Below are 15,484 nucleotides of genomic sequence, written 5' to 3'. Positions count from 1 at the left end.
TCTGCCGATAAAGAATGGAGCATGCATATCTGATCATTCAGGAGGAATCATCATGAAAAAAACAGTCATCCTGCTAACCAGCGCGGCCCTGATGTTTGCGACCGCCGCAGGCACGATCTCAGCCAAACCAAGCAACACGCCCCCCGGCAAGACAAGTAACGCGGCATCGCCAAAGGGACCAAAAGAAAAAGAAACTCGTAATGACAAGCAGCAAACCGAGGAAGTCGATTCCTCTGATAAGTCCAGCAAAGAAGAGGACCAGGTTCAGGAATCCACAACGCCGGAAACAGAGAAAGCAAACGACCCTTCCACCGATAAAGTCGATTCCAAGAACAAAGGACACAAAGGATACAAAGGTTTGCTAAATGCCATTCAAAACGTTGAGGATAAACCGGCAGGCGCCGTTCTAGCCAATATTTTGCTTACCGAATATGCGGCAGAGTTAACGGACGAGCAACAAAAACAACTTGAGGCCATTATTGAAAAGGATAAGGCGTTAGAAGCGGCAGCGGACATGCTTGAAACAAACGGCAGCGTGACTGAAGCCGTGTATTTGCAAGAAGAAGCCATCAAAGCCAATTTTAAAAACCTGGATCTTTACAAAACCATGGGAAAGCTCAATAAAAAGGCAGGTAAAAAGAATGGAGTTAAGCTGTATGTGAACGGCGAAGCTTCGGACACCGAACCGTTTGTCAAAAAAGGCAATACATATGTTCCTTTTCGCGCCATAGCCGAGGCTTTGGAGGCTGAGGTTATATGGAATCCTGAAAAGCGTTCCATCACCGTCTCGAAGGACGGAGTGAGCATCCAACTCCTGGTTGGCAGTAAAACAGCGTCCGTCAATGGCAAGAAAATTTCGCTGGATGCCCCAGCTACCGTTACAAAGGGCAATACGTATGTGCCCGTACGATTTATAAGCGAGGCATTGAATGCAACCGTCAAGTGGGAAGCGGAAAGTCAGACCGTCGTTGTCTATGAAGAGAAAGCAGAATAGGTGAATTTCTAAGCCGCTAATCGGAACGAGATCAGCGGCTTTTTTCTATTAATAAAGTCTTTGATAAAGAGGGCCATTTCGTCTGTCGTAATGCCGAATGAGAATTAGGTCCATGCATGAAAGGCTAAATATGTATACCATATGTTAAATTTTTTCAGTGTCTTCTCCATTGTAAACGCTTTAATATCGATTTATGACCGACTGACAGGAGGGGAAGTTATGAAGTTTGCAGGACGTTTCTGCATGGTGTTATGGATTGTCGTCATCATGGTGTCGGCGACCGGATGCATGGCGGGGAGGAACGGGGCCGACAGCAGTATGTCTCACCAACCGGAACGCCCGTTTGACGATGTGCGGATTACCGCATATATGGCTAAAAATCCGGTTGCGGACATCCTTCGCGCCCATCTTCCCGAATTTGAGAAGCAGACGGGTATCAAGGTGGATTTTCAAGCGTTGACCAATGAGCAGCTCAGCCAAAAGATGTTCGTACAGATGACGGTAGGTAGCGAAAGTCCCGATGTGTTCATGATCCGGCCGCTGGAAGAGCTAATTCTGTATGAGAACAACGGCTGGTTAACGCCCTTGGAATCGTATGCCGTATCGAACCCGCGTTACGACTTCGCCGATTTCTCTTCAACGGCGCTGGAATCGGTAACGGTGAACGGGAAGCTGCTTGCCGTCCCGCTATCGACGGAGCAGCAGATACTATACTATCGCAAGGACCTGCTAGAGAAAAAAGGGATCGAAGTCCCGCAGACCTTAGAAGAGCTGGAAGCGGCGGTTAAACAGGTGCATGATCCCGAGCATGGCATGTACGGATTTGTCGCTAGAGGGCAGCGAAGCGCTCTCGTAACCCAGCTATCGTCATTCATTTACTCCGAGGGCGGGAATTTTCTAAGCGCAGATAAAGCGGCATTGAACACAAAGGAAACGCTCAAGGGGATTCAGCGATATGTAAGGCTGCTCGGAAACTATGGACCGCCCGATGCGCTTAGTTACAGCTGGCCGCAATCCGCAGATCTCTTTGCGCAAGGAAAAGCGGTATTTTTCACCGATGCCAGCGCGATCTACTCCCTGCTAGCGCAATCGGGATTAGCCAAGGAGAAGATCGGGTATGCGCTCTTTCCGGCAGGTGATGCCGGTCGCAAGCCGTATAGCACCACTGCATGGGCCATTGGCATCAATGCGAATTCTGCCCGCAAGGATGCTGCCTGGGCATTCATCGAGTGGGCTTCGGGCAGGGACATGGTGCTGCAAGCCCAGAAGATCGGTAATCCGGGAGCGCGGAGCTCGCTGTGGCATGACAAGGAAGGAATCTCCGGCTTTCCGGATGAGCTGATTCCGGTGATCAATGAATCCATTCCGATCGGAATGAGCTACGACCGTCCAAAAGTCATTCACGTGAAGGAAGCACGGGACATTATCGGCGGTATCGTGGTGAAAGGAATTATCGGCGAAGATGTCGGAATTGCTGCGGAGTCGGCAAACGTTCAATTGCAAGAACTGATCGACAGCGAGAAGTAGAGCGAATCGCTCTGACACGGGGGTATGTTTTTGATGAAGCGGTTAAGAACAAGTACGTTTGCCAAGCTTACAACATTGCTGGCGGTCCTGGTTATTCCGATTATTTTGCTGTATGCCTACTCCCATCAGGTCAGCATTAACGTCGTCCGTTCGGCTGTGGAGGAGGGCCAGCGGAACCGACTGACGTTTTTCATGAGTCAGATGGACACCATGATCGACCAGCTAACGAAATATTCGGTGATCGCGAGCAATGATGACGGGATTAAGAGTTATCTGGCGGAGCGCTCAGGCAGCACTCCCATGGAACGAATCGACAGCCAGCAGCGGATCACGGATATGTTGAACATGCAGATTGCAACTAGCAGCTGGGACAGCCAAATCTTAATGTACCTGACGCCGTATCGTGAATTGCTGACAACCGACTTGTCGGCAAGGTATGATGCCGAATACTTGGCTCATGCCCATAAGCAGAACTGGACTTATCAACGGGATTCGCGAGGACAAGCTTTTTTTAGCTGGATGAGAACGTCCGCTTCTTCGCAGGATCTGATCGTGGAGGTCCGTTTCACCGACCAGAATCTGGTCAATATGCTGAATCGGTTGAAACAGGACGGGGACAGCGAGCCATTCCTGTATGCACCTGACGGAACCGTTATTGCCAACAGCACATCGGTCGAAGAAACGATACGAATGGCCGCCGGCACCCTGAACGAATTGCGACTCGGGGAAGAGGGCAGCCGAATCGTGCAATCGGGGCAAGGCAAATATGTAATGAATTACGTCTTGTCCAGCAGTTTGGGCTGGTATCTGGTGGATTTCGTCCGGCTGGACAGCGTATATTCCCCGATCACCTTAAGCAGCGCCCTCTTTTATATTTCCGTATCGCTCCTGCTTGTTCTCGTTTTACTGCTGACCTTGTTGTTGTACCGCAATGTCCAGCGTCCGATTTCCCGCCTGCTTCATGCGGTGAGAAGGATCAGGGACGGTCAATACAGGACGCGCCTGAAGGATGTGCCGAAGAACGAGTTCATGTATCTGTTTCACTCCTTCAACAACATGGCAGAGCAAATCGAGGAGCTCATCGAACGGGTATACAAAGAGTCTTTGCGATCCAAGGAAGCCACGCTTAAGCAGCTCCAATCGCAAATTAACCCTCACTTCCTGTATAACTGCCTGTTCTACATCAAAAACATGGCCAATCTTGGCGATAAGGAAGCTGTCGTGGCCATGGCCCTGAACTTGGGGGAGTATTACCGGTACACGACGCGACTGGAAAAACCGACCGCGCCCCTTGAAGAGGAAGTGAAGCTGGTTGACAATTATTTAACGATTCAGATGCTGCGGCTTCAGCGACTAACCTTCGAGATCGAGGTTCCTGACAGCATGATGCAGCTCGAGATTCCGCGTCTTCTGCTTCAGCCTATCGTGGAAAATGCCGTCATCCATGGTGTTGAGGATCAGTTGGATTTCGCGATGATTCATATTTCCGGTGAAATCGAAGGGAGTCGATGCAGGATCAGAATTGACAACAACGGCCAGGGCATGGACGTTGGCATCATCGACAAGCTGAAGCGACAGATCGAAGAGCCTTTGAACGAAAGCGGAGGATTCGGTCTATGGAACATTCATCAGAGACTGGTCACCCGGTACGGCAAACATGCGGGCCTGGCCTTTTCAGAATCGCCGTCAGGAGGACTTCGCGTGGAAATATGCTGGGAAATACCGAGTAGGGAAGGGAGGGATAACGTTGTATACATTGCTGATCGTTGATGATGAAGCAAGCGTGGTGGAGGGGCTTGCGCATACGATACCTTGGCAGAAAATCGGGATCGATGAGGTGCACAAGGCATACTCTGCTTTCGAAGCGCTGGAAATACTGCAGACGCAGCCGGTCGACATCATGATTTCCGACATCACGATGCCACGGATGAACGGCCTCGAGCTTGTCGAGATCACGAAATCAAAATGGAAGCATATCAAAACGATCCTGCTGTCCGGGTATGCCGATTTTGCTTACGCGAAGGAAGCCATTACGCTTGGCACTTATGAGTACCTGCTAAAACCCGTCAGCGACGAAGTCGTTCTTGAAAAAGTAGGCGGAGCTGTGGAATCGCTGCGGCAGGAGCGTGAGTCCAGCGAAACCTATAATCGCGCGGTTCAGGCTTTTCGGGTTAATCTGCCACATATTCGAGGCGAATTCCTGAATCAGCTGCTTCAAGGCATGAAATCACCAAAGAACGTTTGGGCCGAAAAACTGGAGCTGCTTGAAATGAAATCCGCCAACGGAAACCAAGCGGCTCTGATGCTTGTACGCATGGAGGACCGTCTGACGGAAATGAGCCCTTATGACTCCTCCATCATGGAGTACGCGATCGGTAACATGGCGGACGAGATCTTCGGAGAACGGTTTCGATTGTGGCGATGCAGGGACATACATGGATATCTCGTCTTTTTTGTTTTTGAAAGCGATGATTCGGCGGCTAGGATGCACCCTCATGAGCATACAGAGGAGAATGAGCTCAAGCATTTCGCTGCACAGCTGCAGATGAATGTCAGCCGTTACCTGAAAGGAACAATCTCCGTCTTGATCGGAAAGCGAGGTTCCTTCCCGGAAGATGTCCGAAAGCTGTATCAAGACAGTCTTTTCGCTTTGCGCCGCCATATCGGCAGCCACAGTGATATGTTCGTTTACGCAGAAGATGAGGAGGAGCTGCATCCGGTCCGTTCCTTGCAAAAGTGTTATGAGCCTCCGCTGCTCCCTCATCTGCTGGAATCCGGCAGTTGGAAGCAAATCCAAGAGAAACTTGAGCAGATCCTGAAGGAATTGTCGCTCGCGCACAGCCAATCTCAAGAGCATGTAACCGAAGCCTTTTTCTTTATATATTCCTCGCTAAGCGCATATGCGCACAAGAACGGACGCAGTCTGGCCGATATCGTCGGAGCGTCCCTTGCGGATGTAACGGGACTCTCGCAATGCACGACTGCGGCCACGCTCGGCAAATGGGTGGGCCAAGTTCTGCCTCTACTGGAGTCAAGCGCCGAACAGGCAACGCGCAGCGACCGGAGCGCTGCCGTGTCCCGGATGAAACGGTTCATACGGGATCATCTGTCTCAGGATATTTCCCTGCAAGCCATCGCGGACCATATGTATATGCATCCGGTTCACGTGTCCCGCCTCTTTAAAATGGAGACCGGATTCAACGTTAGCGATTATGTGCTCCGGTTGAAAATGGAGCAAGCGGCCGAGCTGCTGGCCGACCACTCCTTGAAAAACTTCGAAATTGCCCTGAAGCTGGGATACCACAACCCGAATTATTTTATTCGGGTGTTCAAAAAGTATTATTCCGTGACGCCGCAAGAATACCGAAACAGTTTGGAAACCGGAATGCCGTAATAAAGCCTGTAATACCGTCCGTTTTCAGCCATGCATTTGGGCTGGAAGCGGGCTTTTTTTGTCTAATTCGGCCTCTGCTTTCGATTGCGGCATCATGTTAAGTAAGGAGAGCGGATGTTAAGCCTATATCATTTAACCCAGTTTATGAAGCCCTTACAATGAATGGTGTAAGGACATTCCACTATATGCTGAGGGGTGAACATGATGAAGATGAAGAAAAACTCCATACGATGGGTAACGGCAGCTTTAGTCATGATATTGATGGCAGGATGCAGCGTAGGGGGAACGGGAGGCAGCGGATCAGGGAGTGAGGAGCCGGGCAAGGAAACCCTGACATTCTGGATGAAGAAGCAGATGTTCGAAGAGCAAAACCAGATGATCCAAGAGAGGGCAAAACAGTTCGGGGAAGAGCATGATGTGAATGTCAACGTGGAGTTTATCGCTTACGAGGACTTTTATCCGAAATGGTCGGCAGCCATCGAATCGGGTACTACGCCGGACGTCTCCTTCTTTGGCTACCAGGAAGTCGGACAGTTCTATGCCAAGGACGTTCTTGAGGAGGTTACCGACGTTGTGGGCAGCGTGGAGAACGTAAACGGGGAAATACAGGACAGCCTGAAAACCTCCGTGACGTTCGAGGACAAGTTATACGGAGTGCCGTTCTGGACCGAGTCCACGGCTTTATACTATCGCAAGGACATGCTTCAGGCAGCCGGTTACAGCGAGCCGCCTGGAACCTGGGAGGAATTCCGCGAAATGGCGAAGGCACTCACGGATTCTTCCAAAGGGAAATACGGCGCTGGACTCGGGTACGGGAAAGGCAATTCGGATGCCGAATGGCTGACCCGGGCGATCATCTGGTCCTACGGAGGTTCCCTCGATACCGAGGACGGCAAGAATGTAGCGGTGAATTCGCCCGAAACTCTTCAGGCGGTTCAGTTGATCAGGGACATTTTCATCGAAGATAAGGTAACGCCTCCGAGCTCCATCGGATGGGATGACAGCGGCAACAACAAATCGTATTTAAGCGGCCAGTCGGCCATGATCTTCAACGTCGGCAGCTTGGCTGCGACGATCAAGAACGATAATCCCGAATTGTACGAGAATACGGGGATCGCCATGCTGCCCGCAGGACCGAAGGGAGCGGTAGTGCCTGGCATTAGCAACAATCTAGGCATATTCAAGGCATCTGCGAACAAGGAGCTTGCCAAATCCTTCATCGAATATATGACGGACAAAGCGTGGTACGGCCAGTGGGTGCAGAATGGAGCTCCATTGACCGGTCCGATTTACACGGACCTGGCAAACGAATCCGTATGGCAGGAGGAGAAGAACAAAGGATTCGTCGATTCCATCGCACATTTCGCTTTCCTTGGATACCCTGCGGAGTATAACCCGAAGGCTGGAGAGATTTATAACCTTCGATATGTCAACGACGTTTTCCAAAAGATGCTTCTGGATTCCGGCTTCACGGCTCAACAAGCAGTGGACGAATTACAGAGCAAGATCGAGGCGGTATACGCGAAGTAGGGTTATGACTTAACCGCGCATCAGGCTCCGCAGTCCGATTACAAGGCATCGATGCAAGGTCCGTGGCTGCGGATGAGCCTGAGGCGTCAGAAAGAAGGTGCTCTCAATGAAAAGCTTGGAAGTCCAAACAACACCGGGGAAAACCCGGGCGCCTAGGCGGGAACGAAGTGATACAAGCAGCAGGCTGGCTTATCTTCTCATGAGTCCGGTGCTAATCTATTTGCTGGCTGTCATGGCGCTCCCTTTTTGCTGGGCGGTCTATCTTAGCTTGACGAATAAAGTGGTCGGCGTTCCCGAAACGTTCATCGGCCTGCGAAACTATACGGAGCTATTTACCGATTCCGTGTTTTGGAAGGCGGTATGGAATACGGTTGTCTTTACGATGGTGGCCGTCATTTTGAAAGCGGTCTTCGGGATGATTATGGCGCTCGTGCTTAACGAGAATATCGTTGCTCGAAACTTTTTCAGGGTGATGCTGTTTCTTCCGTGGACCATCCCCACGATCGTCTCCGTATTTACCTGGCAGTGGATTTACTCCGACGTCGGCGGCGTGCTGAATGCCATGCTCCTCAAAACAGGGCTCATCGACAGTCCCGTCGGCTGGTTGGCCACACCGGACCTGGCCATGTTCTCGGTCATTCTCGTCAACGTGTGGCGGGGCATTCCGTTCATGGGCATTGCCATATTGGCCGGACTGCAGACGGTGTCCAAAGAGATGTATGAAGCCGCTATGCTGGATGGAGCGGGAGCGATCAAGCGCTTTTTCTACATGACGCTCCCCTCGGTAAAAGAAGTGACCATACTGTCTTCCGTCATCACCACCATCTGGACGCTGAACGACTTCGAGATTATCTGGCTGCTGACACGCGGCGGTCCAGACAATGGCACGCAGGTGTTATCCACGCTTAGCTATACCGTCGGCTTTCTGAACATGAGTCTCGGCAAAGCAATTGCGATTTCCCTCATTACGTTGCCGCCGCTGATCATGCTGATCAATTATGTGACCAAGCGTTCGCTGGCGTCCGACAAGTAAGGAGTGATCTTAATGAAGAATTCGCTCGGCAAGCAAATTACGGTATACTCGACGCTCGCGCTGCTGCTAATATTCGCGCTCTTCCCTTTATATTGGATGGTGATTACCTCCTTCAAATCCAACGGGGAGATCTATTCCATGACGCCTACGTTTTGGCCGAAGGAATTTCTCGGAACCGCCTACGATAAGCTGATCAACGAAAAGGGCTTTATGACGAATATCAAAAACAGCTTGTTCGTCTCGTTGATCGTATCCTTGTTCTCGATCACGGTCAGCATGTTGGCTGCATATGCGATCTCCAAAGCTCAGGTTTCGAGGAAGAAGCTTCATCTCCAAAAGCATTCTGTATGCGTACCTGATGCCGAGAGCCGTTCTGTTTATCCCGCTGTACATGCTGGTGACGGCCATCGGCATCAACAATTCCATTTACGGTCTCATGCTGATTTATCCGACGATCACGATTCCGTATGCTACGTGGATGCTCATTTCCTATTTTAGATCCATCCCGGACGAGATCGAGGAAGCGGCCATGATCGATGGATGTTCGCGAATCCGTACGATGACCAAGATCATTTTTCCGTTATCGGCTCCGGGCATTGCGGCTACCTTCATTTTTTCGTTCACGTTATGCTGGAGCGAATATCTGTATGCATTGGTTGTTGTCACAAAAGGCGCTGACAAGACGATCACGCTGGGATTGTCGGATATGATCGTCGGCGATGTCTTCGCATGGGGACCCCTGATGGGTGGCTCCATTATTGCATCGATTCCGGTCATCGTGATGTATCTGTTTACATCAAAATATATGGTAAGCGGAATGACGGTAGGAGGAGTTAAATAATGAAGGCGAAAAAAGTGTTAGTAACGGCTACGAATTACTCCAAACTGTGCGCGGATGCGAAGCGGCTGCTCGAAAGCCATGGATGCGAGATCATCGAGAATCGTTTCGGACGTCCGCTGACGTTCGAGGAACTGAAGGAAGTGGTGGGATCGGTCGACGGCGTCATTGCCGGCGTGGATACTTGGAATGAGGCGGTATTCAAGCTTGCGCCGCAGCTTCAAGGCATCGCCCGTTTCGGCGTTGGCGTGGACAATATCGATTTGGAGGCTGCAAGAAAGTATGGGATACAAGTAACCAATGTACCACGAGGCAATGCCAACGCGGTGGCCGAGCTGGCGATCGGATTGATGATCTCGGTCCGTCGTCACATTCCCGAGCTGGATCGATCGACGAAGAACGGCGGCTGGGAACGTTTTGTCGGCTCTGAGCTTGCTGGAGGAACGATCGGCCTTTTAGGTTTCGGGAATATCGCACAGCTCACCGCGAAGAAGTTGAAGGGCTTTGATGTCGAGATTATCGCTTATGATAAATATCCAGATACAGCTAAAGCGTCGGAATACGGCGTTACAATGACAACTTTCGAGCATGTGCTGGCGCATAGCGATATCGTCAGCATGCATTTACCCAGCGTGAAAGAGACGCACCATATTATGAATGACAAGGCTTTTGCCAGGATGAAACCATCCGCCATTTTCATCAACACCGCGAGAGGAGCCGTCGTGGATGAACAGGCGCTTTCCCGGGCGCTGTCGTCTGGAGTCATCGCCGGGGCGGCCATCGATGTCTACGAGTCCGAGCCCGTAACCCCCGGCCATCCGATTTTGCAAATCGGGAACCTGATAACGACGCCGCACACCGCAGCCGAGACTTTCGAGACCTATACGCGGGTCAGCATGATTACCGCTCAGGCATTGCTGGATATATTCGAAGGAAGGGAACCGCAAAATATACTGACTGCAAAAGAATAAAGCAGAACCAATGATACGAACCATTCAGGAGGGGACGCATATGAATCAGATCATCACCGATGGCAACTGGCCGGTTATGCTAACGCCGTTTACGGAGCAGAACAATGTGGATTACGAGGCCCTGGAGCGCCTTATCGATTGGTATATCGAACGGGGGGCTGACGGACTCTTTGCCGTCTGTCAATCCAGCGAAATGTATACATTGACTCTGGAGGAGCGCGTATTGATTGCAGCCTTCGTCAAAGCGAAGGCTGCCGGCCGGGTACCGGTCATTGCATCGGGTCACGTATCGGATGCGTTTGAGGACCAGGTAACAGAGCTGAACGCCATGGCCGAAACCGGCGTCGACGCCGTCGTACTAATCACGAACAGGCTTGCCGCCGCTGAGGAATCCGATGATGTGTGGCTGGCGAATCTCGATAAGCTGCTCGGGCGTTTACCAGAACAGGTCCCCCTCGGATTATATGAGTGTCCAGCCCCGTATAGGCGGCTTCTGACGCCCGAGATGCTGAAGAAATGCTCCGATACCGGACGCTTCAGGTTTATCAAGGACGTGAGCTGCGACCTGCAGCTGATCGGGGATAAACTCAAGGCGGTCCGGGGCGGAAGTCTGAAAATCTTCAACGCCAATACGGCGACGCTTCTGGACAGCTACCGGCTCGGCGCTTTCGGCTTCAGCGGCGTGATGGCCAACTTCCACCCCGAGTTGTATACATGGCTGTTCAGGAATTGGGAAAGCCAACCGGAAACGGCAGGGGAACTGTCTGATTTTCTTAGTGTGTCGTCATTTCTTGAGAAGCAGCTCTACCCGGTGAATGCCAAGTATTACCTCATGCTGGAGGGCATACTGACAAACTATCGCTGCCGTTCGAAAAATCATGAGGAATTCAGTGCCACCCAACGGCTGGAGATCGAGCAATTATACCGGGTGTCCAAACAATATGCCCGGAAGTATCCCGTTTTTACTTAAAGCGATATCGGAAAAATAACGTTGAAGAGTAAAGTCGCCTACCATGGCGGCTTTTTTAGTATTGTTAATTCAAGATTGTCTGCCTGGATACAGCTTCCACAGGATTTCATTTTGCCAAACGAACTGAAGAGTGATTATACTATAAGAATGGATTGATGCAGCAAACCAGTTATGGTAAATAAAGGTGGTCTCATATGGCTAAATCCGACCGGTATACGTATCAAAATAAAATGAAGCACATGGTCACCGACCTGCGCCAACAAATTAAACGCGGCACTTACGCTCAAGGCGAATATCTACCATCGGAGATGACCCTGATCGAGCTGTATGGACTGAGCAAAAATTCAGTCCGGCAGGCGCTGGATCAGCTGGTTCAGGAAGAATTGATCGTGAAAGTGCCTCGCGTAGGCACCCAAGTAGTTGCAGCTTCCCGGCAAACCCGTAAGATTCGTTTCGGTTTGTACCCTTCCCTATATGCGGAGGCCGAAATGGAAGATGTGCTCGCCTTATTTCAGGAGCGGCATCCGGGGGTGGCTGTGGAGATTGTGGACCTTCCCTACGAACATCCGGAAAGCATCGCCAATCTGATGAGGCTTGGCATTGTGGATGTGCTGTCCGTCAACATCCAGGATATGATGCATTTTCAGGAGAACGGCAGTACCGGTCTGTTTTACCGTCAGGAGCCGCGCGCGTCTACTTATACTTTTTTGCACGGCCCGTTCATGGATGCCGAAGGCCGGCTGGCGGCGCAGCCGTTCATTCATTCTCCCGTCCTCTTGGCCTACAATAAAGAGCATCTGCGGGAAAAGCGCCAGTTCGAGCCGGACAGCAGTTGGGGCTGGGACGATCTCCAGCGAATGCTGCGTGAGCTGAGAAGCCCCGGGCGCTACAGCCTGGCCTTGCAATTGTACTCGTTGAACCGCTGGCCGATATTCCTCATGCAGCGAAGGGGCAATGCTGAGATTGATGTTTCGTGGAGCCGTGCGGTCGAGGGGCTGTCTTGGCTTCGCGGATTGATTCACGAGGACGGCATGTTCCCGCTGGCCTTGGCCCAAGGGGCTTTTGAAGCAGAGAAGCTGTTCCGCGAGCAAAAGGTCTCTGTCATTCTGACGACCTATTATCTGCTCAACCAGCTGAAGGGAGCGACCTTTGATTATGACGTCGCGCCGCTGCCGCATTTTGATCATGGGACAACCCTGCTATTGGGCACCGGAATCGGGGTCAGCGCGTGCTCCAAGGAGAGGGAGCTGGCCCAGAGCTTTGCCGATTTCCTAGTCTCTGACGAAGTGCAGGAATACATTCGCAGGCATACCTACAGCATTCCGGCGAACCGTTACATCACCGAGAACGTAGATCCGGAGATGGAAGGCCGGCCGTCCCGTCTCAACCTGCATCGAGAAATAGCCCCGCTGTATAAGACCTGCAGAGATGTAGGGCTTAGCCTGGACGAGATGCTGCTGTTCCGGGAACGGCTGAAGCAATATTTCTCCTACCTTGTAGACGAAAGGGAACTGATATCCGTGCTGAGCAGGAAAACGGCAGGAAGCTAAATGGTTACGAAAGCTGCGACCGATGAGGTCGCGGCTTTTTTTTTGAGTTATCGTTTTCTATTTGAATAACCAGATAAGAACCAGTTGACAGACAGTGGGGTGTATGCTAAATTCTTTGCGAACATATGAACTACATAAATACCAGAGAAGCATGAACAACACTTCATAACGGAGGAGGGATGCCGCGATCCTTGCTAGGTAAACGCTCGAGTTGCCCTTATAGGTCGGTCCATTTGATTGATTTGGCAGTACATTCCATACCAGAAACGAGGTCTGAATTGATGAACGTTACCCACAGCAAATCTCAAGCGAAGAAGGGACTCCGTCATCTATGTCTCGCCATTTGCATCACATTGCTGACTGCGGTTTTCTTCCCGGCAAGCGCCTCGGCGGAAATCGGCAAAACTTACAGCGACCCTATCGATTTGGGCTCCCCGATGCAAAGCGTTGCCATATATGACGGGGCCTTTGGCATACAAGACGGACGGGAGGTTATTTATACGACGGTGTCCGGCAAGCCGGCTATTTTTCATGTCATTGATCTGAAAACCAAAGAGGTGCTGAGCACGCATCCGCTTACGGGTTCCGAAAGCTCGTGGACGCATTTGACGACCCCGGACGGCACGGTGTATATCGGGGGCAACGGCACGCTGTACACCTACTCTCCGGTCACGAAACAGCTGAAAAATCTGGGCGGCATCGGTGAGCAGGTTGTGTACGGCCTGTCTCACGATGAACAGGGCCGTGTCTACTTCGGTTCTTACCCGAATGCGAAAGCGGGCCGATACGATCCAGCTACAGGGGAAATGAAGGACTACGGCATCGTAGGCACAGGCCAAAGCTACAGCCGTTCCACGGCCTATCATGGCGGATATCTGTATGTCGGCATCGGGATTGAAGGCAGCATTATAAAAGTGAACGTAGCGACTGGGGAGAAGGAAACCATCCAGCTTCCGTCCTATAACGGAGCGGTAGACCTCGGCATGGTGAACCAGCTGGACGTTGCGGGCAAATATTTGGTTGCTGGCATCGGCAAAGGGAACAGCGGGCTTCTGTTCTATGACCTGGAGCTGCAGCAATGGAGCGATACCTACCATCTGAACAATAAAGGCATCCGCCTCTCTTACGGGCCGGAGGGCAGCAATAAAATCTATTTCGTCCAGAATAACCATCTGATGGAAGTGGATTTGAATACCCTTGCTGCGGTTGACACCGGCGTCGTGTACGGAACGTTCCTGCGCAATACGGCCTGGGTGGAGGTGCCGAACGATCCGGATCTTCCGGGTGTTTCGCTTGCAACCGTTCAATTCGGAGGCAGCGTCGCATACATGAATCTGACAACCAAGCAGGTCAAAGCCGTACCTTATCCGGTGAAGGGCAATCCGATTCCTGTTCAAACCATGGAGAACGGTCCGGATGGACGGCTGTTTATCAGCGGATACCCTGGCGGCACAGGGTCCGCGTATTCCATCAACACCGGAACCTTCGAGACCTTCCCGATGGGTCAGTCGGAGGGCATGGTCGCCATGAACGGCAAGATGTATATGGGCGTATATCCGGGTGCGGATATTTTCGAATACAATGCGGAAAATCCGACCCAGCGCAAGAGCCTGTTCAAAATTACCGGTCAGGACCGTCCGTTCATCATGAGAGCAGCGGATGGTAAACTGTTCATCGGCACCATTCCGGATTACGGCAAGCTGGGCGGCTCCCTAACGATCTATGATCCGGCAAACGGCAGCCAGTATACCGAATACAAAAACGTCATCAACAATCAATCGATTGTCGGCATAGCGGTAAAAGACGGCAAGGTATATGGCTCAACCACCGTTGCCGGCGGGCTGGGCATCACGCCTTCCGAGCCGGCTGCCAAAATGTTTGTCTGGGATATCGCGACGGGCAAGGTGGAGAAGGAATGGGTTCCTTCTATTGAAGGTGCTTCTCCAACGCCGCATATTATTAGCGGAACCAGCTTCGGTCCGGACGGACTGCTGTGGGCGGCTTACGACGGGACGCTCTTTGCCGTAGATCCGGATACCCTGGAAATCGTAAAAAGCAAAACGATATACAAAGGCGTGGAGAAATACGGCAACTGGCGTCCGGTGTATATTCGCTGGAGCGAGGACGGCCTCATGTATCTGACGCTTGCCGGCCACGTCACCGTGGTTGACCCGGTTACGATGGAGTTTCAGACGCTGGCGGAATCCCAGCATGTGAATCTCGGACACGACGGCCATATTTACTACACGAATGATACGCAATTGATGAAGATTGAAGTGTCGGATGCTGCAGCATCGGATACGATTGGGGCACTGATGGACGATGTTCAGTCCTGGAAGCAACAAGGCGATATCAGCCATCCGCTGAGCCAGCAGATCGGCAATGCGCTGAAACAAGCGGAGCTGAAGCAGAAGCAAGGGAAGCAGGAACAGGCCGTGAAACACCTGAATGATGCGCTCAAGCACCTGAATAAAGCTAAAATCGGCGGGATAACCGAAGAGAAGCGTTCGGAAGTGAAGCAGCGCATTCAAGCGTTCATTGATGAATGGTCCTGATTGAATCAAGGAGATGGTGGTAGGTTGAAATTACCGCAACCATAACGGAATTTTTCATGACAAAAGTCGCCAATTTGGCGACTTTTTTTGTTCCTGCGATGCAGGTGCTTACCTTTGGACGA

At 51.5% G+C, this 15,484-nt stretch carries 11 protein-coding genes; all 11 read left to right on the top strand.

What is annotated here, in order from left to right; genetic code table 11:
* The first annotated feature begins 91 nt into the window (after nucleotides 1–91).
* The 11 genes from P0X86_RS18360 to P0X86_RS18310 all read left to right on the top strand — a co-directional run bounded on the left by P0X86_RS18360 (nucleotide 92) and on the right by P0X86_RS18310 (nucleotide 15,362).
* Nucleotides 92–994 (top strand): copper amine oxidase N-terminal domain-containing protein, encoded by a 903-nt coding sequence (locus P0X86_RS18360; RefSeq protein ID WP_277746135.1) that lies wholly within the window; start codon nucleotides 92–94, stop codon nucleotides 992–994.
* A gap of 219 nt (nucleotides 995–1,213) precedes the next feature.
* Nucleotides 1,214–2,521: an ABC transporter substrate-binding protein gene (locus P0X86_RS18355; protein WP_277746134.1), complete on the top strand. Its 1,308-nt coding sequence runs from the start codon at nucleotides 1,214–1,216 to the stop codon at nucleotides 2,519–2,521.
* A gap of 33 nt (nucleotides 2,522–2,554) precedes the next feature.
* Entirely contained in the window at nucleotides 2,555–4,291 is a 1,737-nt protein-coding gene (locus P0X86_RS18350) for a sensor histidine kinase (RefSeq protein WP_277746133.1), read from the top strand.
* Nucleotides 4,269–5,915, top strand: coding sequence for a response regulator (locus tag P0X86_RS18345; protein WP_277746132.1), 1,647 nt, complete (start codon nucleotides 4,269–4,271; stop codon nucleotides 5,913–5,915). The genes P0X86_RS18350 and P0X86_RS18345 overlap by 23 nt, the downstream gene beginning before the upstream one ends.
* A gap of 201 nt (nucleotides 5,916–6,116) precedes the next feature.
* Entirely contained in the window at nucleotides 6,117–7,445 is a 1,329-nt protein-coding gene (locus P0X86_RS18340) for an ABC transporter substrate-binding protein (RefSeq protein WP_277746131.1), read from the top strand.
* A gap of 106 nt (nucleotides 7,446–7,551) precedes the next feature.
* The gene (locus P0X86_RS18335; RefSeq protein ID WP_096774104.1) at nucleotides 7,552–8,478 is read left to right on the top strand and encodes a carbohydrate ABC transporter permease; all 927 of its coding nucleotides are present in this window, start codon (nucleotides 7,552–7,554) and stop codon (nucleotides 8,476–8,478) included.
* Nucleotides 8,479–8,836: 358 nt separating this feature from the next.
* Nucleotides 8,837–9,319 carry a carbohydrate ABC transporter permease gene (locus tag P0X86_RS18330; RefSeq protein ID WP_277749057.1) on the top strand — a complete coding sequence of 161 codons (483 nt, stop codon included), beginning with the start codon at nucleotides 8,837–8,839 and terminating at the stop codon, nucleotides 9,317–9,319.
* A complete protein-coding gene (locus P0X86_RS18325) occupies nucleotides 9,319–10,287 on the top strand; it encodes a phosphoglycerate dehydrogenase (RefSeq protein ID WP_277746130.1) in 969 nt (322 codons plus the stop codon). The genes P0X86_RS18330 and P0X86_RS18325 overlap by 1 nt, the downstream gene beginning before the upstream one ends.
* Nucleotides 10,288–10,327: 40 nt before the next feature.
* Nucleotides 10,328–11,257 carry a dihydrodipicolinate synthase family protein gene (locus tag P0X86_RS18320; RefSeq protein ID WP_277746129.1) on the top strand — a complete coding sequence of 310 codons (930 nt, stop codon included), beginning with the start codon at nucleotides 10,328–10,330 and terminating at the stop codon, nucleotides 11,255–11,257.
* A gap of 194 nt (nucleotides 11,258–11,451) precedes the next feature.
* The gene (locus tag P0X86_RS18315; protein WP_277746128.1) at nucleotides 11,452–12,807 is read left to right on the top strand and encodes an extracellular solute-binding protein; all 1,356 of its coding nucleotides are present in this window, start codon (nucleotides 11,452–11,454) and stop codon (nucleotides 12,805–12,807) included.
* Between the two features lie 281 nt (nucleotides 12,808–13,088).
* Nucleotides 13,089–15,362, top strand: a complete 2,274-nt coding sequence (locus P0X86_RS18310) for an FIMAH domain-containing protein (RefSeq protein WP_277749056.1) — start codon at nucleotides 13,089–13,091, stop codon at nucleotides 15,360–15,362.
* Nucleotides 15,363–15,484 lie beyond the last annotated feature (122 nt).

This window comes from Paenibacillus sp. BR1-192 (assembly GCF_029542445.1).
GTDB lineage: Bacteria > Bacillota > Bacilli > Paenibacillales > Paenibacillaceae > Paenibacillus_AQ > Paenibacillus_AQ lautus_A.
This window is presented reverse-complemented; position numbering and strand designations above follow the sequence as displayed.

Coding starts and splice junctions, on each gene's coding strand:
- P0X86_RS18360 (WP_277746135.1), top strand. CDS start 92: ATGTTTGCGACCGCCGCAGGCACGATCTCAGCCAAACCAAGCAACACG.
- P0X86_RS18355 (WP_277746134.1), top strand. CDS start 1,214: ATGAAGTTTGCAGGACGTTTCTGCATGGTGTTATGGATTGTCGTCATC.
- P0X86_RS18350 (WP_277746133.1), top strand. CDS start 2,555: ATGAAGCGGTTAAGAACAAGTACGTTTGCCAAGCTTACAACATTGCTG.
- P0X86_RS18340 (WP_277746131.1), top strand. CDS start 6,117: ATGATGAAGATGAAGAAAAACTCCATACGATGGGTAACGGCAGCTTTA.
- P0X86_RS18335 (WP_096774104.1), top strand. CDS start 7,552: ATGAAAAGCTTGGAAGTCCAAACAACACCGGGGAAAACCCGGGCGCCT.
- P0X86_RS18330 (WP_277749057.1), top strand. CDS start 8,837: ATGCCGAGAGCCGTTCTGTTTATCCCGCTGTACATGCTGGTGACGGCC.
- P0X86_RS18325 (WP_277746130.1), top strand. CDS start 9,319: ATGAAGGCGAAAAAAGTGTTAGTAACGGCTACGAATTACTCCAAACTG.
- P0X86_RS18320 (WP_277746129.1), top strand. CDS start 10,328: ATGAATCAGATCATCACCGATGGCAACTGGCCGGTTATGCTAACGCCG.
- P0X86_RS18315 (WP_277746128.1), top strand. CDS start 11,452: ATGGCTAAATCCGACCGGTATACGTATCAAAATAAAATGAAGCACATG.
- P0X86_RS18310 (WP_277749056.1), top strand. CDS start 13,089: ATGAACGTTACCCACAGCAAATCTCAAGCGAAGAAGGGACTCCGTCAT.